At 54.2% G+C, this 19,649-nt stretch carries 21 protein-coding genes; 3 read left to right on the top strand and 18 right to left on the bottom strand.

Annotation, left to right across the window (positions count from 1 at the left end; all coding sequences use genetic code 11):
• Positions 1-31: 31 nt before the first annotated feature.
• Positions 32-1,534, bottom strand: a complete 1,503-nt coding sequence (gene dtpA, locus AAEY27_RS12335) for a dipeptide/tripeptide permease DtpA (protein ID WP_342320842.1) — start codon at positions 1,532-1,534, stop codon at positions 32-34.
• Positions 1,535-2,277: 743 nt separating this feature from the next.
• Here dtpA and AAEY27_RS12330 point away from each other — a divergent pair.
• Positions 2,278-2,703 (top strand): CopD family protein, encoded by a 426-nt coding sequence (locus AAEY27_RS12330; RefSeq protein ID WP_342320840.1) that lies wholly within the window; start codon positions 2,278-2,280, stop codon positions 2,701-2,703.
• A 4-nt stretch (positions 2,704-2,707) separates the two neighbouring features.
• On the opposite strand, the gene nth is transcribed toward AAEY27_RS12330, so the two are convergent.
• The 10 genes from nth to blr form a co-directional block, all read right to left on the bottom strand.
• Positions 2,708-3,343, bottom strand: coding sequence for an endonuclease III (gene nth / locus AAEY27_RS12325; protein WP_342320838.1), 636 nt, complete (start codon positions 3,341-3,343; stop codon positions 2,708-2,710).
• Complete coding sequence (locus AAEY27_RS12320; protein ID WP_342320836.1) at positions 3,343-4,038, bottom strand: electron transport complex subunit E; 696 nt, start codon at positions 4,036-4,038, stop codon at positions 3,343-3,345. The genes nth and AAEY27_RS12320 overlap by 1 nt, the downstream gene beginning before the upstream one ends.
• Before the next feature lie 3 nt (positions 4,039-4,041).
• On the bottom strand, positions 4,042-4,662 hold the full coding sequence (gene rsxG, locus AAEY27_RS12315; protein ID WP_342320835.1) for an electron transport complex subunit RsxG: 621 nt from the start codon (positions 4,660-4,662) through the stop codon (positions 4,042-4,044).
• Between the two features lie 9 nt (positions 4,663-4,671).
• Positions 4,672-5,724, bottom strand: coding sequence for an electron transport complex subunit RsxD (rsxD, locus tag AAEY27_RS12310; protein WP_342320834.1), 1,053 nt, complete (start codon positions 5,722-5,724; stop codon positions 4,672-4,674).
• On the bottom strand, positions 5,725-7,806 hold the full coding sequence (gene rsxC, locus AAEY27_RS12305) for an electron transport complex subunit RsxC (RefSeq protein WP_342320833.1): 2,082 nt from the start codon (positions 7,804-7,806) through the stop codon (positions 5,725-5,727).
• The gene (gene rsxB / locus AAEY27_RS12300) at positions 7,799-8,377 is read right to left on the bottom strand and encodes an electron transport complex subunit RsxB (protein WP_342320832.1); all 579 of its coding nucleotides are present in this window, start codon (positions 8,375-8,377) and stop codon (positions 7,799-7,801) included. Before rsxB ends, rsxC begins: the two co-directional genes overlap by 8 nt.
• A complete protein-coding gene (gene rsxA / locus AAEY27_RS12295; protein WP_342320830.1) occupies positions 8,377-8,958 on the bottom strand; it encodes an electron transport complex subunit RsxA in 582 nt (193 codons plus the stop codon). Before rsxA ends, rsxB begins: the two co-directional genes overlap by 1 nt.
• 76 nt (positions 8,959-9,034) lie before the next feature.
• On the bottom strand, positions 9,035-9,475 hold the full coding sequence (locus AAEY27_RS12290; RefSeq protein WP_342320829.1) for a DUF2569 domain-containing protein: 441 nt from the start codon (positions 9,473-9,475) through the stop codon (positions 9,035-9,037).
• Between the two features lie 86 nt (positions 9,476-9,561).
• Positions 9,562-9,777, bottom strand: coding sequence for a transcription modulator YdgT (gene ydgT / locus AAEY27_RS12285; RefSeq protein WP_342320827.1), 216 nt, complete (start codon positions 9,775-9,777; stop codon positions 9,562-9,564).
• Positions 9,778-10,015: 238 nt separating this feature from the next.
• Positions 10,016-10,153: a division septum protein Blr gene (blr, locus tag AAEY27_RS12280; RefSeq protein ID WP_342320825.1), complete on the bottom strand. Its 138-nt coding sequence runs from the start codon at positions 10,151-10,153 to the stop codon at positions 10,016-10,018.
• A 196-nt stretch (positions 10,154-10,349) separates the two neighbouring features.
• Here blr and AAEY27_RS12275 point away from each other — a divergent pair, with 196 nt between their 5' ends.
• Positions 10,350-11,390, top strand: coding sequence for an oxidoreductase (locus tag AAEY27_RS12275; protein ID WP_342320824.1), 1,041 nt, complete (start codon positions 10,350-10,352; stop codon positions 11,388-11,390).
• A 36-nt stretch (positions 11,391-11,426) separates the two neighbouring features.
• Here AAEY27_RS12275 and add read toward each other — a convergent pair whose 3' ends face one another.
• The 3 genes from add to malX all read right to left on the bottom strand — a co-directional run bounded on the left by add (position 11,427) and on the right by malX (position 15,345).
• A complete protein-coding gene (add, locus tag AAEY27_RS12270) occupies positions 11,427-12,428 on the bottom strand; it encodes an adenosine deaminase (RefSeq protein WP_342320822.1) in 1,002 nt (333 codons plus the stop codon).
• A 112-nt stretch (positions 12,429-12,540) separates the two neighbouring features.
• Positions 12,541-13,728, bottom strand: a complete 1,188-nt coding sequence (locus AAEY27_RS12265; RefSeq protein WP_342325562.1) for a MalY/PatB family protein — start codon at positions 13,726-13,728, stop codon at positions 12,541-12,543.
• 3 nt (positions 13,729-13,731) lie between these two features.
• A complete protein-coding gene (gene malX / locus AAEY27_RS12260; protein ID WP_342320821.1) occupies positions 13,732-15,345 on the bottom strand; it encodes a maltose/glucose-specific PTS transporter subunit IIBC in 1,614 nt (537 codons plus the stop codon).
• A gap of 286 nt (positions 15,346-15,631) precedes the next feature.
• On the opposite strand from malX, the gene AAEY27_RS12255 reads away from it, so the two are divergent.
• Positions 15,632-15,880, top strand: coding sequence for a biofilm development regulator YmgB/AriR family protein (locus AAEY27_RS12255; protein ID WP_342320820.1), 249 nt, complete (start codon positions 15,632-15,634; stop codon positions 15,878-15,880).
• Between the two features lie 58 nt (positions 15,881-15,938).
• Here AAEY27_RS12255 and AAEY27_RS12250 read toward each other — a convergent pair whose 3' ends face one another.
• From AAEY27_RS12250 to manA, 4 genes are all read right to left on the bottom strand, one after another.
• Positions 15,939-16,151 carry a hypothetical protein gene (locus AAEY27_RS12250; protein ID WP_342320818.1) on the bottom strand — a complete coding sequence of 71 codons (213 nt, stop codon included), beginning with the start codon at positions 16,149-16,151 and terminating at the stop codon, positions 15,939-15,941.
• Between the two features lie 166 nt (positions 16,152-16,317).
• On the bottom strand, positions 16,318-16,620 hold the full coding sequence (locus AAEY27_RS12245) for a hypothetical protein (RefSeq protein WP_342320816.1): 303 nt from the start codon (positions 16,618-16,620) through the stop codon (positions 16,318-16,320).
• 170 nt (positions 16,621-16,790) lie between these two features.
• Positions 16,791-18,320: a YdgA family protein gene (locus AAEY27_RS12240; protein ID WP_342320815.1), complete on the bottom strand. Its 1,530-nt coding sequence runs from the start codon at positions 18,318-18,320 to the stop codon at positions 16,791-16,793.
• A gap of 101 nt (positions 18,321-18,421) precedes the next feature.
• A complete protein-coding gene (manA, locus tag AAEY27_RS12235) occupies positions 18,422-19,600 on the bottom strand; it encodes a mannose-6-phosphate isomerase (RefSeq protein ID WP_342320814.1) in 1,179 nt (392 codons plus the stop codon).
• Positions 19,601-19,649 lie beyond the last annotated feature (49 nt).

Genomic DNA, 19,649 nt, shown 5'->3' with positions numbered 1-19,649 from the left:
ACGGCTTGATATTTCATGTTTCCCGCAGCGATTACGCGGTAGCGGTTTCGGTTGCTTCTTCGGTGTTATCAGCAGCCTGCGTCATGCGGTTCAGCTTCGGCGCAGTCAAGATCATCAGCGCAGCAATCACCGCTGTCGCGACACCAATTTGCAGGAAGACAGAACCGTAGATATTCAGGGACATCAGCGGGTCAGTCACGTTTTCCGGGATAGCCATCTGGTTTGCCACATAGCCCGCGATGATGTTCGCGCCAGCGGTGGTCAGGAACCAGCTACCCATGATGAAGCCCATCAGTCGTTGCGGCACCAGTTGCGCGACCATTGCCAGGCCGAGGCCGGAAATCATCAGTTCACCGATACTCTGCAAACCGTAGCTCGCAATCAGCCAGCTTACCGAAACGATACCTGCATCAGAGGCGAATTTGGTACCGAGCGGCAGAACCAGGAACGCGCCAGAGCACAGCACCATACCGATGGCGAATTTGTGCGGCATCGGCAGGGTATCACCCATCTTGTTATAGATGGCTGCCAGAATAGGGCTACCAATGATGATCCAGAACGGGTTCAGCGCCTGATATTGTTCCGGCTCAAAAGCGATGCCGAACAGGGTATGTTCAACGTTGCGGATAGCAAAGAAGTTCAGGGAAGTTGGCATCTGGCTGTAGAGCACGAAGAAGACGATCGCCTGAACCATCAGGATGAAGGCCACAATCATTTTACGACGCGCCGCACCTTTCAACGCGAACGTCTCTTTCGCGAAGATGCAGATAATGCCGACAGCGATCACGCCCAGCACCATACGTGCGATACCCTGGTTATGCAGCAGCCAAGTCGCAAGGGCAACCAGCGCCACGATACCCACAATGGTCGCCAGCAGGTAGCTGATGCGCATCGGTGCGAAGTCTGGCTTAGAACCGTAGTTTTTCACCCAGCGTTTGCAGAACGCGAAGTTAACAATGGTGATGATCAAGCCCACAACGCTCAGACCAAACGCGGTGCTCCAGCCGAAACGGGCGGCAAGCCAGGGTGTTGCCAACATTGAGAAGAAAGAGCCGACGTTAACGGACATGTAGTACATGGTAAATGCACCGTCCAGACGCGGGTCATCTTTGTCATAGCAGGTGGAGAGCAGGGAAGACGGGTTGGCCTTAAACAGGCCATTACCCACGGCAATTGCTGCCATCCCCATATAAACGATGCCTGCGTCATGACCAGAGCAGGCAACCAGCGCATAACCGATCGCCAGCACAATCGCGCCCAGCATAATCACGCGTTTGGTGCCCAGCACTTTATCGCCCAGCCAGCCGCCAATAGCGACCAGACCATACACCAGCGCGCTGAAGGAGGAGAACAGCGTGATTGAGTCCGCTTCTGACATACCCAGTTGTTTGACCAGGTAAACAGCCATAATCCCTTGCAGGCCGTAGTAACCAAAACGTTCCCATAATTCAATGGAGAAGATCAGGTAGAACGCTCTCGGTTGTTTAAAAGCGTTCAAACTCACGCTTTCGGTTGGTTTGTTTGCAGTTGACACATATACCTCTTTTTTTACATCCCATATTAACGGGGGTGTTCAGCGCGAAATAACCAGAGCTCATCGCGCTTATAGTTATATTGGGAGGGGAAACGGCGGGTAATGTTCACTATCCTGCGCTTTCAGGCAAGCCTTTTGACATATTCTGTTACATAGATCCCGGTCGTTACTTTGCTCGGCAAATACAATTGTTATTCAGAGTTAAATTTTACCAACTCCAGAAACATGGTTTTTTCCACTAATCAAGACCGGGTGATAGTGGCTTAAAGGTATATGTTCTGCTGTTTTGCTTATTGTGTAGTGTATAGGACTGGTTTGTTGGATTTATCTGGTTATATGTCCCGCAAATAAAGACCCTTACTTTGTACGATGCGCGTGAATGTTTTCACATTTAGCCCTTTTTTAACACTTCGTTAGCAATATTGGTGCAATCTCTGTGTGGTAGGATTTTTTTCTTCTAAAAAAAGGATTCATCTTTGTAAATACGCATAAGTGGACGAAAGTTTGTTCTATGGCCGGTTTATTGCCAGATAATCTACTTATCAAGGTCTTTTGCAGAGTTGTGAGGGATGTCACAGTACTTAATGTCTTAAAATCAGCGGGTTCGCGCGTCGGGCAAACTGATGCAATGCGAAATAGATCAACAATCTTTCATTTATCCCCTGAATGCCGCGCATTGTTCATGACAGGGCTGCGCGGCGCTGTCAGACTTCTGCCTGTCATTTTTACTGTGGAGCAAATTTATGAACTTTCACCCGTGGCTCAATGCGTTACATATCGCAGCGGCCATTATCTGGATTGGCGGCATGTTAGTGATGGCGGTCGTCGCTGGCTGGAGCGCAACGCAAGCTGATAAAGCTTCCACACAAGGGCTGCTGGCGGAAGTTCGCCGTTGGAGCCGTAAAGTCACCACACCAGCAATGTTGCTGCTGTGGATTGCGGGCGTTGTGATGGTCGTGGCGCACGGTCAAATGCCGCACCTGTGGCTGATTGTGAAAATCGTGATGGTGGTGCTGTTGTCCGGGCTGCACGGTTTTCTGTCTGCCACACTGCGCAGGATGGCGGGTGGCGAAGCGGTGAGAGGCGCGGGCGCGATTCGCAACGCCACCGCATTAATCGTTCTCGCGGTGGTAGTGATTATTTTGCTGGCAGTGATGCGCCCGTTCTGAGGTGTTAACTCTCGACCTTGCTGTCGAACTCGCACAGATCTTCGATAATGCAGGAGCCGCAACGCGGTTTACGGGCGATGCAGGTGTATCGCCCATGCAGGATCAGCCAGTGATGGCAATCGACTTTGAACTCCGCCGGCACCACTTTCAGCAACTTCTCTTCCACTTCTTCCACGTTCTTTCCCGGCGCGAAACGTGTGCGGTTAGAGACACGGAAAATATGTGTATCCACGGCGATCGTCGGCCAGCCAAACGCGGTATTAAGCACCACATTGGCGGTTTTTCTGCCTACGCCCGGTAAGGCTTCCAGCGCCGCTCTGTCTTCCGGCACGTCGCCACCGTGCTGTTCCAGCAAAATACGGCAGGTCTTAATGACATTTTCCGCTTTGCTGTTAAACAGGCCGATGGTTTTGATGTACTGCTTCACACCGTCGACGCCCAGTTCCAGCATCGCTTTCGGCGTATTCGCCACCGGATAGAGTAGGGCTGTCGCCTTGTTAACGCTTACGTCCGTGGCCTGAGCAGAGAGCAGCACGGCGATCAGTAACTCAAATGGCGAGTTGAAATTTAATTCGGTGGTCGGGTGCGGATTGTTTTCCCGTAAACGGGTTAATATTTCCAGCCGTTTCGCTTTATTCATTATGCCTTCCCGGGCGAGGTCTCTGCGGCGCCACTGACGGTGGCCGCAGCTTCGCGGCGTTTCTTCATTTTTTGATCTATCAAGTACTTTCCTGCCAGCATCATGCCGAGGCCAATAAACGCGCCCGGCGGCAGCATTGCCAGCAGGAACGGCGAATCGGTGTGGAACACTTCAATGCGCAGCACTTTCGCCCAGCTCCCCAGCAGGCCATCGGCACCGTCAAACAGCGTCCCGTTGCCGAGGATTTCACGCATGGAACCCAGCACAAACATCGCGCTGGTTGCACCCATACCAATCGAGAAACCATCCAGCGCTGAAAGCGCCGGGCCCTTTTTCGCGGCGAAGGCTTCCGCGCGCCCAACGACGATACAGTTGGTAACGATGAGGGGAATAAAAATCCCCAGAGACTGATAAAGCCCGAACGCGTAGGCGTTGATTAGCATCTGCACTGCGCTGACCACCGAAGCGATGATCATCACATAAATAGGAATACGAATCTCCGCAGGCGTCCAGCGGCGCAGGGTGGAGATAAACAGGTTGGTCAGCGTCAGCACCAGCGTGGTCGCCAGACCTAAACCGAGGGCGTTGGTGGCGGTTGATGTCACCGCCAGCAGCGGACACATCCCCAAAAGCTGCACCAGTGCGGAGTTGTTTTTCCACAGCCCCTGTACGATAACCTCTTTGACTTCGCTCATCGCTTACTCTCCACAACCCGGCAAACGGGAAAGCTGCTCAGGCAGCGTCATTGCGTATAATCCGGTACGTTTTACCGCATTCACCACAGCGCGCGGGGTGATGGTCGCACCGGTAAACTGATCGAAATCACCGCCATCTTTTTTCACCGCAAAGTGGCTGTCGGCAGGGCCGTCGATTTTTTTGCCGGAAAAATGGGTGATCCAGTCAGTAATACGCAGCTCAATTTTATCGCCCAGACCCGGCGTCTCGTGATGTTCCGTGACGCGCACGCCGAGCACCGTTCCGTTAAAGTCTGCGCCAACCAGCAACTGAATCGCACCGGAATAACCATCCGGCGCGGTGGCTTCAATCACTGCTGCCACAGGCTGGTCGTCTTTTTTGGCGATCCACACATGGTGCTGGCCTTTGCCCAGCGCCGGATCGCTCACCAGATAACAGCTTTGTTGCAACGAATTATTATAGCTATCGCCAGGGATAACCTGGTCGAACAGGGCTTTTTGTTGCAGCGCGGCCTGTTCGGTAATCGTCGTTTTGGTCATTTGATCGATGGCGGCGGTCAACCCGGTTGAACCTGCGGCGAAAAGCGCCAGCGTCACGCCATGTTTACGCATTGTTTTCAGCATGACGGCTCCTTAGCGATGCCCGTACACGCGCGGGCGCGTGTAGTAGTCAATCAACGGCACGGTAATGTTCGCCAATAGCACCGCGAATGCCACACCATCCGGGTAACCGCCAAAGCTGCGGATCAACCACACCAGCAAACCGGCCAGTGCGCCAAAAATCAGGCGACCTTTGTTGGTGGTGGAAGCCGTCACCGGGTCGGTCAAAATAAAGAACGCGCCTAACATCGTGGCACCCGACAGCAAATGCAGCTGTGGCGCGGCCAGCGATTCTGGCGAAAAGATCCAGCCCAGCGTCGCGCAAACAGCAAGCGAGAGCAGGAAGCTAACCGGAATATGCCAGCGAATGGTTTTCTGCCACAACAAAAACAGGCCGCCCGCTAGGTAACCCAGGTTAACCCATTGCCAGCCTGCGCCTGCCAGCACGCCGCTGTAAATTGGGTATTGCAGAATTTGCTCAACGCTATGCCCGGCATGCAGCGAGGTTTTGAAGGTATCAAGCGGCGTCGCCTGACTGACACCGTCAATGCCGATGCGCAGGGTTTCCATAGTCGCGCCAGTCGCGCTGTGGCCGGTGAAGATCACCTGTAACGCATCCATTATGCCCGGCACTGTGCGCGCGATCTCAAACGGCGGCAGCCAACTGGTCATCTGCACCGGGAAGGAGATAAGCAGCACCACGTAGCCGATCATGGCCGGGTTAAAGGGGTTATGCCCGAGGCCACCGTACAGTTGTTTGGCGATAACCACGGCGAAGACAGTGCCGAGCACCACCATCCACCACGGTGCGAAGGGCGGGATACTGATCGCCAGTAACAGCCCGGTCAGTAACGCCGAATTATCAGCGAGGATGGCGCTGACGGTCTGTTTGCGTAATTTGAGGACTAAGCCTTCCGCCAGCAGTGCGCTAACGATCGCGAGAACAACTTGTACTAATGTTCCCCAGCCGAAAAACCACAACTGTGCAATGACGCCCGGCAGGGTCGCCAGAGCAACAAGCAGCATAATGCGCGATGTCTGGCGCTGGTTATGGGTGTAAGGGGAACTTGCGATTCTAAAAACCATTCAATCCTCGTTAACGGCTTGCTGCGCGGCTTTTTTAGCCTGAACACGGGCGATGGCAGCGGCGACTGCGGCTTTACGCGGGTCGTCATTGGCAGCCTGCGGAGCAGGTGACGCCTCTTTTGCCTGAGCTTGTTCTAATTTTCGCGCTTTGGCGCGGGCAATGGCGGCTTCAACCGCGGCTTTGCGCGGATCAACCGACACGGTTTCTTCTTCTTTTACCACCGGCGCGTCTACTGATGTTTGCGCCGCTTTGCGTGCTTTGGCACGCGCAATGGCGGCTTCAACCGCCGCTTTGCGCGGATCGACCGGCGCGGTTTCTTCTTCTTTTACCACTGGCGCATCTACTGATGTTTGCGCCGCTTTGCGTGCTTTGGCACGCGCAATGGCGGCTTCAACCGCCGCTTTGCGCGGATCCGGGTTTTCGCTGGCGGTAGCATTTTCTTTAGCCTGCTGGGCTTTTTCGGCCTGACGTGCACGCGCTTCAGCTTTACGCGTTTCACGGGCGGCAATCATTTCGCTGTTATCGGGTTGCGTTCCGGCCTGAATAACCACCGGTTGGGTGGCATTGGCCTGTTTTTCGCGTACGCGAGCAAGCGCCGCATCGATGGCGTCTTGATCTTTGGCGGCAGGCTGCACGGCGGCTTGTTTATGACGGGCCTGGCGAGCCATTTTGTCACGCTCAAGGCGGGCCTGGCGGGCTTCGAAGCGTGCTTTCGCCTCGGCGTTGCGTTTCTCTTCCTGCGCGATGGCATAAATTTCCGCTTTCTCCTGGCGGAAATATTGCACCAACGGGATGTTGCTCGGGCAAACCCAAGCGCAAGCGCCGCATTCGATACAGTCAGCAAGATTGTGCGCCGTGGCTTTGTCATGCTGCTGACCCTGGCTGAACCAGTAAAGCTGTTGTGGAAGCAAATCCGCCGGGCACGCGTCGGCACAGGCGCTGCAACGGATACAGCCTTTCTCTTCCTGCGGTTCGCCCATCTCGCTGGCGGAAGGCGCCAACAGGCAGTTGGTGATTTTCACCACTGGCACGTCGAGCCACGGTAGGGTAAAGCCCATCAGCGGGCCACCCATGATCACCAATTGCTCTGCGGAAGGGCAGAAACCGGCGAAGTCGAGCAGATGACGAACCGGGGTACCAAGGCGCGCCCAGACGTTGCCGGGACGGGTAACAGCTTCGCCGGTCAGGGTGACGACACGTTCGGTCAGCGGTTCACCGTCGATCACCGCGCGTTTTATCGCATAGGCGGTACCGACGTTTTGCATCAGCACGCCGATATCCGAAGAACGGCCACCGTGCGGCACCTGTTTGCCGGTCAGAATTTGCGTTAACTGTTTTGCGCCGCCGGAGGGGTATTTCGTCGGGATCACTTTCAACTGAATATCGTGGCTGCCCGCCAGCACCGCGCGCATCATGGAAATGGCCTGCGGTTTGTTATCTTCGATACCGATCAGTACCTGGCGCGGCTGGAGGATGTGCGCGAGGATGCGCACGCCTTCCATAATCTGCGCGGCGCAATCCTGCATCAGGCGGTCATCAGCGGTGATATATGGTTCGCATTCGGCGGCATTGATAATCAGCGTTTCAATTTTATTGCCCGCGCCTTGCAGTTTTGCGCCGGTCGGGAAACCCGCACCGCCGAGGCCTGCAACGCCAAACTGATGGATACGCTCAATCAGTGCTTCCACGCTGTGCGTACGATAATCTTGCCAGCCATCACGCGCAATCCAGCGATCTTCGCCATCGGCTTCAATAATGACGCTCAATTCCGGCAACGCGGAAGGGTGGGCGGTGGAGTGCGGGGCGATCGCCATCACGGTGCCGGAGGTCGGCGCGTGCACCGGTAGCATGCGCCCGCGACCACGGGTCAGCGGCTGGCCGCGCAGAACGCTGTCGCCAACGCTGACGCACAGTTCGCCTTCCGCGCCGATATGCTGTTTCAGGGGAATAACAAAACGGTGCGCCAGCGGGATTTGACGCAGCGGCGTACCGTTAGACTGGGTTTTCATTTCAGGCGGGTGAATGCCGCCGTGAAAATCCCACAGTTTGTCTTTTCGGAAAGCGGAAAATAACTTAAGCATGGTGTTCCACAGGAATAGTGCGCACCGGAATGGTCTGCAAATCCCATTTCCAGTTATGGATGGTCGTTTCCACAGGGCGCAGTTCAATACACTGCGTCGGGCACGGATCCACACAAAGATTACAACCGGTACAGAGATCGCTCATCACCGTGTGCATGGCACGCGTAGCGCCGACAATCGCGTCGACCGGACATGCCTGAATGCATTTGGTGCAGCCGATGCAGTTGCTTTCATCAATAATGGCCAGCATACGAACTGGCTCTAGCGCATCGGCATCGCCGTCAATTGGCTGCGGATCAACGTTCAGCAGCGTGGCGATTTTCAGCATCACGGCTTCGCCGCCCGGGGCGCAGCGGTTAATGTTTTCACCCTGTTTGCCGACCGCTTCTGCGTAGGGGCGACAGCCAGGGTAACCGCACTGCCCACACTGGCTTTGCGGTAAAAGTTCATCGATCTTTTCAACGACCGGATCGTCTTCCACCGCAAAACGGCGGGACGCGTAGCCGAGAATCAGGCCGAACAGCAGCCCGAGCACGCTCAGCGCGGCAACGGCGATGGAAATCGCGTTCATTACAATTTCACCAGACCACTAAAGCCCATAAAGGCCAGAGACATTAAACCCGCCGTAATTAACGCAATGGCATTGCCACGAAAAGGCGCGGGCACATCGGCGACGGCCAGACGTTCGCGAATGGCGGCAAACAGCACCATCACCAGTGAGAACCCGACGGCGGCGGAGAAACCGTATAACGCCGATTGCATGAAATTGTGCCCAAGATTGATATTGAGCAGGGCAACGCCGAGCACCGCGCAGTTGGTGGTGATCAGCGGCAGGAAAATACCGAGCAGGCGATAGAGCGCCGGGCTGGTTTTGCGTACCACCATTTCGGTGAACTGGACAACCACGGCAATAATAAGGATGAAAGCCAGCGTGCGCAGATAGACTAAATCCAGGGGGATCAGAATCCAGGTGTCAATAAGCCAGGCGCAGATGGACGCCAGCGTCATCACGAAGGTGGTCGCCAGCCCCATGCCCATTGCGCTTTCCAGCTTTTTGGAAACGCCCATAAACGGACACAAGCCAAGAAACTTCACCAGTACGAAGTTATTGACCAGCACCGTTCCGATAAATAGCAGCAGATAGTCTGTCATTATGTGGCCTGAGATAAAAAAGCCGCCTATTATCGGCCAAACAACATCGGGCGACAACAGGATAACTGTAAGGTTATTACGGGTTGATAAAGGTCTTCTTCACACGCGAAGAACGCTTGAAATACGGTACCAGTAACGCGGCAGCAAGCAGCGGAAAGAGGAGCTGGCGCACGGCCAGTTCGTCGGAAACGGGGGAAAAGGCAAATGCTTTCACCGCCAACAACACGCACACCAGTAGCCAGATAATGTAGTGCTTTGGCACAAGGCGGCGACGTTTGAAAAACGCGATAACCAGCCAGAACGTGTAATACCAGATGGCAATAGCAAACGCGAAAGAGACAAACCACAGCACCATTTCTTTCATCGGCTGTGTGCCGAGCGCCGTTACCGACTGCGGCGTTAACAGCGCTGTGGCATAAAGCAGCAATGCCAGCGAGGTGCTTAATAACGCGACCAGCAACCAGGCCAGAGGAGCGAGTAACCAGCCTCCGATTCTTTCTGCGGGTGTTGTTGTCATGCGTTTTCCTCTGTTAAGACATCAATGCTTTGCGGTGCTTAGCCGGGCGACGAGTATAAAGGATTACGTGACGAATGCCAGCGGCGTTACAGCACGTAACGCCATACCGACCGTGGAACGCACCCAATGTCAAATAAGCGCCCGCCAGAAACCAGTTCTGCGCGGCGATGATCGGCTGCGCGGTACATATTGATGATTTCAGTGCTCTCAGTCAGCGTGTAGTTAAGGTGATCAAATAATTTTTCAAGGCTTTCAAGCGAACTGATTTTACGAAATTTTAATAAATAGTCCTGCACGGTCATGTCGAGGGTTGTCCATATAATGAAAGAGGCAAAAACAGGGGTGGCCAATTCGCTCAAATAATAAACATTATTTGTCGGGCGTAAATAGCGCGAGATTATTCTGCCGTTAATTAAGAGTTTTCTTTTCTGGTAAAACCAGACGCCAGAACAGCGCCCGGTGGAGAAGATTAACGCCCTTCGCCATGACTGGCAATCATCATCTGGCGCTTAACCTCGTCTCATGGGTAAAGCGTCGCCATTATTTCTTTTGCGCCACCACGCTTTGCTCAGGTGGCTGATAATTATCAATATGGCTGGCGAAAACCAACAATATGGTCGATACACCGAGCACGACCCAGCCCATTAATTCAATAATCCGATTGAAAATCGCGGTCATACTTCTACTACTCCCTGATGTTAGCCGACGCGCCTTTACAGCAATATGGCGCCAGCCGCAGATTTAAGCAGATTTTTTAACCGGAAACCAGGGCGAAAGCGCTTAATTCATTCGTTTAACTAATGAATTTGGTAACAGGTTGTCGCCGCATGACAGATGGTGTGAAATAGGTGTTCCACTGAGAAGAGGCCGCTATATGAGTGATATTATCCGTGTTGGATTGATTGGTTATGGCTACGCCAGTAAAACATTTCACGCACCGCTGATTGATGGTACGGCGGGAATGGAGCTGGCAGCTATTTCCAGCAGTGATGAATCGAAAGTGAAAGCGGATTGGCCAGCGGTACAGGTTGTTTCTGAACCCAAACACCTGTTCAACGATCCGAAAATTGATTTGATTGTCATCCCTACGCCAAACGATACCCACTTCCCGCTGGCGAAAGCGGCGCTCGAAGCCGGTAAACATGTGGTGGTGGATAAACCCTTCACTGTGACGCTGTCACAGGCTCGCGAACTGGATGGGCTGGCGCGAAGTCTTGGTCGCTTGCTGTCTGTTTTTCATAATCGCCGTTGGGACAGCGATTTCCTGACGCTGAAAGCGTTATTGGCTGACGGCGCACTCGGCGAAGTCGCCTATTTCGAATCGCATTTTGATCGTTTTCGCCCGCAGGTGCGTAACCGCTGGCGTGAACAGGGCGGCCCGGGAAGCGGCATTTGGTATGATTTAGCGCCGCATTTGCTCGATCAGGCGGTCAATCTGTTTGGCCTACCGGTGTCGCTGACCGTCGATTTGGCACAAATGCGCCCTGGCGCGCAATCCACCGACTATTTCCATGCAGTGCTCGCTTACCCGCAGCGCCGGGTCGTGCTGCACGGTACGTTGCTGGCAGCGGCGGAATCCGCGCGTTATATCGTGCACGGCACGCGCGGAAGCTTTGTGAAATATGGGCTGGATCCGCAGGAAGAACGTTTGAAAAGCGGAGAGCGCCTGCCGCAAGCCGACTGGGGCTATGACATGCGAGATGGTGTCTTAACCCGCGTTGAAGGTGATGTGCGTGAAGAAGAGACCTGGCTGACGCTGCCGGGGAATTATCCGGCGTATTACGCGGCGATCCGCGATGCGCTTAATGGCGTTGGGGAAAACCCGGTTCCGGCCAGCCAGGCGATTCAGATCATGGAGCTGATTGAGCTGGGCATCGAGTCGGCGAAACACCGCGCCACGCTAAGTCTGACCTGAAAAATACCGCTCACGTTTCGGCGTGAGCGGCTTTCTTTATGCCGTCGCGACGCTTTCGCGCAGGGCCTGTTTTTCTGCCGCGCTGAGAAACGCCATCTCCAGCCCATTGATTTGCGCCTGGCGAATCTGCTCACGGCTCAGCCCCGCCGCAGGTGCGGCAATCTCATACTCATGGCGAATTTCCACGCCCTGAACCGCCGGATCGTCCGTATTGATGCTGGCGAGAATGCCGTGATCGAGGAAGGTTTTCAGCGGATGACGGTCGAGTGAAGCAACGGTACTGGTTTGAATGTTCGACGTCAGGCAGGACTCAATGCCGATTCGCTGCTCCGCGAGGAAATCCATCAACACTGCGTCTTCAATGGCTTTTACACCGTGACCGATACGCACCGCACCCAGTTCACGAATCGCCTGCCAGATGCTTTCCGGGCCTGCGGCTTCGCCCGCATGTACGGTGATTTGCCAGCCCGCATCCCGCGCGCGATTAAAATGCGACAGGAAAAGGCTGCCGGGGAAACCCAGTTCGTCGCCCGCCAAATCCAGCGCTGTGATGCCATCCCGATGCGCCAGCAACGCTTCCAGCTCTTGCAAACAGGCTGCTTCGCCGAAGGTGCGGCTCATAATGCCGATCAAACGTGCCTGGACATTAAAGTCACGGCTGCCTTCGCGCACACCGGCAATCACTGCCTCAACCACGCCCGCGATCGGCAGGTTGTGGGTCATCGCCATATAACCCGGCGAAAAACGCAGTTCAACGTAATGCAGGCCATTCAATGCGGCGTCCTGCATGTTCTCATACGCAACGCGGCGGCAGGCTTCCAGCGAGGCGAGCACTTTGACGCCCCAGTCGAGTTTGGCGAGGAAACTTACCAGGTCGGGTTCTTGCGAGGTCACTTGCACATGCGGGCGCAGCGCGTCGAGGGTTTGAGCGGGCAGGGTTAAATTGTACTGGCGGCCAAGATCGAGAATGGTTTGGGCACGAATGTTGCCGTCGAGATGGCGATGGATATCAGTTAAAGGCAGGTTTTGATCAATCATGGTCGCACTCTTGTTTTCGTAGAAGTGCACAGCATTATACAACAATTTTTTAACTCATTAAAAATTGTTTTAAATCATAAGCCTGCAAACGCCAGAGACGCATTTGCCCCGTTTACGGAGTCAATGAACGCAATGCCGCAATTAACCCCGCCACGCCCTGTTCGAGCTTCACTCGCGGGCAGCCGACATTCAGGCGAACAAATCCCTGACCTTCGCTTCCGTAGGTGTCGCCGCGCATAATGGCGACTTTTTGCTCCTCAATCAGCCTTTTTTGCAGCGCGGAATCATCAATGGAGAGCGTGCGCAAATCGATCCACGCCAGATAGGTGGATTCAGGCACGTGCCAGTTTACTTGCGGAAATGCGGCGTTAAGCTCGCTGGCAACATAATCAAGGTTTGCGCGCAGATAAGCGCGCAACGCCTCCAGCCACGGCGCGCCATCGCGATAGGCGGCAATGTGTGCCACCACCGAAAGCACCGCCGGAGACGACAGGCCGTTGCCATTTTTTAACGCCTCCAGCCAGGCGAGGCGTGACGCCTCATCGCCGATTATCCCCCACGCGCCAGTCAGCGCCGGGATGTTGAAACTTTTCGACGCCGAGCTAAACAGCGCCCACGGCCCGCGCGCCACCTTGCTCCACGGAATATGCGGCTGTTCGCTCCAGACCATATCCATATGGATTTCGTCGCTGATCACCTTCACGTGGTGGCGCTCGCACAGTGCTGCAATCGTGTCTAACTCCTCGCGCGTCCACACTTTTCCGGTGGGGTTTTGCGGGCTGCACAGCAACAGGATTTTGCTTTCCGGGCGCGCCAGCACGGCTTCAAGCTGCGCCATATCGCAATACCAGCCCGCCGCGTTTTGCTGCAAAGGCACGGCCAGCAACTGCCGTTGGTTGGCGGCAATGGCTTTATAAAAGGCGTCGTAAGCCGGAGTGTGCACCACCACGCCATCGCCGGGCTGCGACCACTGGCGGATCATCTCAGCGATCATCCAGATAACCGAGGGACCATAAACAATTGCCTCGCTGTTGATGCAGGTGTTGAAGCGGCTGGCGAGCCAGTGTTCGATCGCGCCGAGAAAATCCTCATTTTTCCAGCGGCTGTAACCCAATACGCCGTGCGCCAGACGCTGTTGCATGGCATCAATAACGCAGGGCGCGGTGGCAAAATCCATATCGGAGATGGTGAAGGGCAGCAAATCCGCGCGGCCAAAGCGGTCAGTCACATAATCCCACTGCGTGCACCAGGTACCATGCCTGTCGATAACGGTGGAAAAATCAAAGGTAGGGTTATTCATCATTTATCCTGCATCAACCGCAGCAGTTTCCCGCGTGCTGCTCATCAACTGAGCCATTTCGTCTTTCACCGACTGCACTTGCGGGCCGATAACGACCTGTAAGTTGTGGTCATTCACTTTGATAACGCCAATTGCGCGGTTGGCTTTCAGGGCATCGACATTGACCCGTGACATCTCTTTCACCGACAAACGTAAGCGGGTAATGCAGTTATCCAGCGTGTCGATATTTGCCGCGCCGCCAAGGGCATTCAGCAGGGCGGGCACGTCATAGCCCGATTTGCCCGGCGTCGACGTTGACGCGCTTTCCGCGCTATCGGTGACATCGGCTTCGCGCCCCGGTGTTTTGAGGTTGAAATGTTTGATGGCGAAACGGAACAGCGCGTAGTAGACGACAAACCAGATCGCGGCGGCCAGCGGCACCAGATACCACTTGGTTGCCATGCCGTGCAGCACGCCGAAGACAATAAAATCGATAATGTTGCCGTCGGTGTTACCGATGGTGACGCCGAGCACCGCCATGGTGGTGAAACCGAGACCGGTCAATAGCGCGTGGATGAGATAAAGCGCCGGTGCGACGAAGAGGAACAGGAACTCGATCGGTTCGGTGGTGCCGCCGACAACGCAGGCAATCACGCCGGAAATCATTAACCCTTTTATTTTGTGGCGGTTTTCTGGTCTGGCGCAGTGGTACATAGCCAGCGCTGCGCCGGGTAAGCCGCCAAGGAACGCCGGCATTTTGCCCTGCGAGAGAAAACGTGTCGCGCTTTCAGAAAAACCGTGGGTGTCCGGGCAGCTTAATTGCGCCTGAAAAATGGTCAGCGCGCCATTAACGGTGTGCCCGCAAACGTCCATGGTTCCGCCTGCTTCTGTAAAGCGGATCAGCGCCACCAGAATATGCTGCAAACCGAAGGGGAGTAACAGGCGCTCGCCGGTACCAAATATCATTGGCCCGAATTCGCCCGCGCTTTCGATAATGTGCCCGAGGCCGCTAATGCCCAGTGCGAACCACGGCCAGACCAGCGGGATCAACAGGCCAATCACGCCCATCACCACGCTTGTGACAATTGGCACCGAACGTGTGCCGCCAAAAAAAGCCAGCGCGTCCGGCAGGCGTAAGGTGTGAAAGCGTTCGTGTAAACGCCAGATGATGATGCCCGCGATCACCGCGCCGAGGATGCCAGTATCAATCGATTGAATGCCCAGCACATTTTGTACGTTGTGCGCTTTCAGCACCGCAACGTCGCTGGTGGGCAAAATCCCCTGCGTGCTCAGCCAGAAGTTGACCGCCAGGTTCATGACCGCATAGCCAACAAAACCGGAGAACGCCGCCACACCTTTGTCTTCGCGCGCCAGGCCCAGTGGGATGGCGATGCAGAACATCACGGGTAGAAAACTAAAGGCAAACGAGCCGATTTTGCTCATCCAGATAAAAATCGCCTGCAAGATCGGATGGCCTAAAAAGGGCAGCAGCGTAATCACATCGCGGCTGCTTAATGAGCTGCCGATGCCCAGCATGATCCCGCAAAACGACAGCAGCGCGACCGGCAGCATAAAGGTTTTGCCCAACTGCTGAAAGAATTCCCACAAGGTTATCTTTTGCGCGGTTTTCCCCGTCATAACGACTTCTCCATTGAAGTAAACAAGGCTCAGACATCACGAAACAGAGCGTAAGGTTTTAGCAGATTTAAGATTAAAGCAGCACTGTTATCAGAGAGATAAGCGGTGTTTAGGATTTCAATAAGATAGTTGCTTTATTGTGCATAGATATGTCCGTTGCGCAATCAATGAAAAATTTTCATGGAACACATTGCGCCCCTTCAAATCTGTGACTATTTTTATTGACGAATCAGAACCCTCCCACCATATCGCGGAGGCCGGGCTCTCTTCTATATCCAGGACTACTATGCAGACGACGACAACAGAAGAACAACTCAATGCGTATTTCGGCGCGAATACGCATAATTATGCAGCAGAAAAGAAAGTAATCAGCGACATCATTTATAACCTTCGGTTACAGCAAACGGATGTTAGCAATAAACATCTCATTCTGGCATTGATAGGGCTGCTGGAAACTGAAGATGATATTGCGAAACTGGATATTTACCGCAATGCGTTAGAAATGATTGTGCAGAAAACCCCGGACGACCTGTAAAACATCATGCCGCGCTCTGTTAAACGCCTTCGTTAATCCGAAGGCGTTTTTGTCTCTGTCAGGTGGGGTGAGTCGCTCTTTCGGTGATAAATTGCCGCGCCGCTTCCAAAACCCGCTTTTGCCGTGGATCGGTAGTGATGATGACCCGTGCGCGCAAAACCATCACCAGATTGCTTGTTTTTATAGGCAGTTGAGAATTCATTAGATAAGTGGTGGCTAAACCAATTGCCTCATGTATTTCCTCGGATTGAACTTGCTCATCGTCGTTCAATGACACTCCCTTAATGCATATAGAACTTTGGCTTCTAAGCTTGTAGGCCAGATCAAATTCACTGAGCATTTAAGAGAACATGCGAAGCAAGTCTGAATAGAAGGGCGAAACGTCGAGTGGCCCGGTAGGAGACGCCAGACCTGGTGAGGAAACGTTGATCGGTCATTCAGTGTTTACGGGCTTTATTGTCTATTTCCGGGCCGGAGATTGGCAGCCAGCTTCGGGTTCGGCTGACCTGTGAACTCCCTTTGAGCCCACGGGCAACCGCCGGTTGCGTTTTATAGTGGTGAATATCGCTGATCGCGGTCTGAAAAGCGTTACGTCGTTTGCTGTCCACTTCGTCCAGCAGGTACTCTTGCAATTGTCCAATCAGGGCATCAAAAGAAACTTCATCATCCGACTCGAGAAGCGCCAGAACGGCTTCTCCAATCACGATATTGACAAGCTTGTCTGTCTCATTTTTACTCATTCTGCCTCTCAAATAGAGCTGCATGGGCTTTAAGCATTGCGCCCCGCTAAGCATTTTAGTGCTGAATGTTAAGTCGTTATAAACTATTTAGTTGGGTTATGAAACTCATCGGCTGATGATGCTGGCGATATGTACCAGAAAAAATCGCCCCTCTCAAGAGGGGCTTAACATCACTGTTGCGGAACGGCGGGTGCTTGCGGTGCGTTGATTTCTGGTTGTGCAGGCTGCAAGCCAGGCAGACCGAACATACCGACAAACTGCTCGAGTGGCATTTTCTCGCCATTCAGTGTGACCTGGCCGTTCGCGTATTGAAGGCTGGTGAGAATGGTGTTGTTCTCAAGCGTGGTGATGCGGAACATTTGTCCCATCGCCGCCAGGCCTTTCACCTGTTGGTTCGCCAGCTTCGCGGCATCTTCCTGCTGGTAGCCTTGCAATTTCGCCACCTGCGTCATCAACTCTGTTGCCATATCCACCGGAATGGTCAACTTGCTGTCGAGAGATTTCACGTTGCGATCCACCTGAGCAGCCAGGGTTTGCGGCGCGTCAGGCGTCGTTGACGGATCTTTCAGAAACAGCGACAGGTTAAAGGTACTTTCGCCTTTGGCGTTTTTCCAACTGAGCGGCGCAACGGTGATGACCGGTTCGCCTTTCAACAGCAGCGGCACGACGTTGAGGAACGCTTCGGTGGCCTTCTGTTGATACACTTCCGGGTTCTGCGCGATATCCGGCTGCGCCATCAACGCACGAATCTGCGCGTCATATTGCTGGCTGGCCTGATGCCACGCTTTGCCGTCCATCTGGCCGACTTTCAGCGTCAGGTTTCCGCTACCGAGATCCTGGCCCTGAACTTTCAGGCTATTCAAGGAGTAGTCGAGCTGGCTGTTGATGTTTTTCTTGTCATCGGCGACGTCGGATTTGGCAGTTAAATTCATGCCTTCCAGCAGCGCCATCTCTTTATTCTCAACCGAAATGGTGAGCTTATCGACGCTCATCTTCTGGCTGCCGGTACGCTCATCAAACTCGGTGATTTCGCTGGAGCCGTCTGTTTTCAGGTTATTGAAAGAGAGCTGCACTTTCTGGCCGAACTCATTGACCGTGTCCACCAGGCCGCTCTGCGCTTCACCGCTCAGGGCCAGCGCATTGCCGTCTTTATCGGCACTGACGCGGAAGTTGCCGCCGCTAAAGGCGACTTTTTCATTCTCTTTTTCAGAACTCAGCGGGCGCAACGCAATGTCACTACGGGTATCGCCGTTATAGCTAATGCGCGTGTCGGCAACGAAAGGCGACTCGCCTTTAGCAATCTCAAACAACGCTTTGGTGACGTCATTATTCACCAGTTGCGTATGTACGGAGGCCATCGCCGGGGTGAGGCTAAAGGATTTCAACTGTGCCAGCGGGAAAGGGCCGTGATCGACGTGTTCATTTAGCACGATGCTTTGACCCGGTTTCAGCCACGGATTGGTGCTGCCGGGAAGCGGTTTGATTTGCAGCGCGAACTGGCTGGAGAACAGGCTGCGTTTGTAATCCTGCGCAGAGAGCTCGACGTTGGCTTCCGGCGCGTTGCGTTTGATCTGTGCATTCGCCTGGGTGACCATTTCAGCCAGACGACCTTCAATTTGTTTCCCTGTGTACCAGGCGCCGCCTGTCCAGACGACACCCAGCGCAACGATAATCCCTACGGCAACCAACGATTTTTTCATATGTGCTTATCCATAAAAATGAAACCAGGCGGTAAAGACCGCCTGTACTGTCGAATGAAGTTACGTAAAGCTTAGCAATAGTTGTTAAAAAGTTCAGTAACTTAGTCGATTTTATTAAACACGCGAGCGACGCGTCCTGTGCCGCTTGCCGCCACAGGCGACTCGTCTGCGGCGATAAATGCCGACTCGCCCGGTTTAAGCACCAGGCGCTCTGAACCCTTGCTCAGCACCGCTTCACCTTCCACACAAAACACAATTGCTGCGCTCTGCTGCGCCAGTTGCGTTTCGGTGGTGGAAAGATCGTGCAACGAGAAGGCAAAATCCGCGACCGGGATCGGAAAATCAAGTTCTGCACCGTGGCGGGCAGGCTGGGTCAGCAGTTCGCTGGCGGGTTTCGGCGTGAATTTCACGTTCGCCACCAGTTCCGGAATATCAATATATTTCGGTGTTAAACCGGCGCGCAGCACGTTATCGGAGTTCGCCATCACTTCCAGCGCCACACCCTGCAAATACGCGTGCGGCGTTTCCGCGAACAGGAACATTGCGTCGCCCGGATTGAGTTTCACCACGTTAAGCAAAAGCGGCGAGAAGAGGCCGCTGTCGTCCGGGTAGAATTCCGCAATCGCGCGAATGGTTTGCCACGGCTCGCCTTGATGGTTATCCAGCGCCGATTTCAACACCGCCAGCGCGCGGGATTTTTCCTCGCCCTGCATATTGAGCAGCGCCGCGAACAGTTCGCTCAGGCGCTCCGCGCCCGGTGCCTGCAAGAAGTGGGCAATCGCCGGATGCGCACCGGAAACCGGCTGCAACAGCGAAACAATGTCGGAAAACTCGCGAAATGCATTCATCGCCAGGAAAGGGGTCAGGGCGAACACCAACTCTGGCTTATGGTTGGGATCTTTGTAGTTACGTTCGGCGGCGCTCAGCGGAATACCCGCTGCATTTTCTTTGGCAAAGCCGATCTCGGAATTTTTCTTGTTCGGATGAACTTGGATCGACAGCGGCTGATCGGCGCACAACACTTTAAACAGGAACGGCAATTCGCCAAAACGTTCGGCAACCGCATGACCCAGCAAACGGTTTTTATCTTCGTCAATGACCTCGCGCAGGGAACGGGTCTGGCCGCTGGCGTCCTGCACTTTTGAGCTGCTCTTCGGGTGGGCGCCCATCCACAACTCGGCCATCGGCAGGTTGTCCGGATTGGCAACACCATAGAGATCCGTTAACGCAGTTTTACTTCCCCAGGCATAGTTCTGCACTGAGTTGATGAGTTTTTGCATTATCAAGCCCTTTCACATTTAAGAAATCATCGCGACATTAAAGCAACAA

Origin of the sequence: Kosakonia sp. BYX6, assembly GCF_038449125.1 — a bacterium.
In the GTDB taxonomy this organism is placed as follows: Bacteria; Pseudomonadota; Gammaproteobacteria; order Enterobacterales; family Enterobacteriaceae; genus Kosakonia; species Kosakonia calanthes.
The sequence above is the reverse complement of the archived record's forward strand: the minus strand, read 5'-3'. Positions and strand labels throughout refer to the sequence as shown.

Bases quoted from the DNA above. Each gene is read 5' to 3' on its own strand.
- AAEY27_RS12245 (WP_342320816.1), bottom strand. From the start codon at position 16,620: ATGAGTAAAAATGAGACAGACAAGCTTGTCAATATCGTGATTGGAGAA.
- malX (WP_342320821.1), bottom strand. From the start codon at position 15,345: ATGACGGGGAAAACCGCGCAAAAGATAACCTTGTGGGAATTCTTTCAG.
- AAEY27_RS12240 (WP_342320815.1), bottom strand. From the start codon at position 18,320: ATGAAAAAATCGTTGGTTGCCGTAGGGATTATCGTTGCGCTGGGTGTC.
- rsxG (WP_342320835.1), bottom strand. From the start codon at position 4,662: ATGCTGAAAACAATGCGTAAACATGGCGTGACGCTGGCGCTTTTCGCC.
- blr (WP_342320825.1), bottom strand. From the start codon at position 10,153: ATGACCGCGATTTTCAATCGGATTATTGAATTAATGGGCTGGGTCGTG.
- rsxD (WP_342320834.1), bottom strand. From the start codon at position 5,724: ATGGTTTTTAGAATCGCAAGTTCCCCTTACACCCATAACCAGCGCCAG.
- AAEY27_RS12255 (WP_342320820.1), top strand. From the start codon at position 15,632: ATGCAGACGACGACAACAGAAGAACAACTCAATGCGTATTTCGGCGCG.
- rsxC (WP_342320833.1), bottom strand. From the start codon at position 7,806: ATGCTTAAGTTATTTTCCGCTTTCCGAAAAGACAAACTGTGGGATTTT.
- ydgT (WP_342320827.1), bottom strand. From the start codon at position 9,777: ATGACCGTGCAGGACTATTTATTAAAATTTCGTAAAATCAGTTCGCTT.
- nth (WP_342320838.1), bottom strand. From the start codon at position 3,343: ATGAATAAAGCGAAACGGCTGGAAATATTAACCCGTTTACGGGAAAAC.
- add (WP_342320822.1), bottom strand. From the start codon at position 12,428: ATGATTGATCAAAACCTGCCTTTAACTGATATCCATCGCCATCTCGAC.
- rsxA (WP_342320830.1), bottom strand. From the start codon at position 8,958: ATGACAGACTATCTGCTGCTATTTATCGGAACGGTGCTGGTCAATAAC.
- AAEY27_RS12265 (WP_342325562.1), bottom strand. From the start codon at position 13,728: ATGAATAACCCTACCTTTGATTTTTCCACCGTTATCGACAGGCATGGT.
- rsxB (WP_342320832.1), bottom strand. From the start codon at position 8,377: ATGAACGCGATTTCCATCGCCGTTGCCGCGCTGAGCGTGCTCGGGCTG.
- AAEY27_RS12320 (WP_342320836.1), bottom strand. From the start codon at position 4,038: ATGAGCGAAGTCAAAGAGGTTATCGTACAGGGGCTGTGGAAAAACAAC.
- manA (WP_342320814.1), bottom strand. From the start codon at position 19,600: ATGCAAAAACTCATCAACTCAGTGCAGAACTATGCCTGGGGAAGTAAA.
- AAEY27_RS12330 (WP_342320840.1), top strand. From the start codon at position 2,278: ATGAACTTTCACCCGTGGCTCAATGCGTTACATATCGCAGCGGCCATT.
- AAEY27_RS12290 (WP_342320829.1), bottom strand. From the start codon at position 9,475: ATGACAACAACACCCGCAGAAAGAATCGGAGGCTGGTTACTCGCTCCT.
- AAEY27_RS12275 (WP_342320824.1), top strand. From the start codon at position 10,350: ATGAGTGATATTATCCGTGTTGGATTGATTGGTTATGGCTACGCCAGT.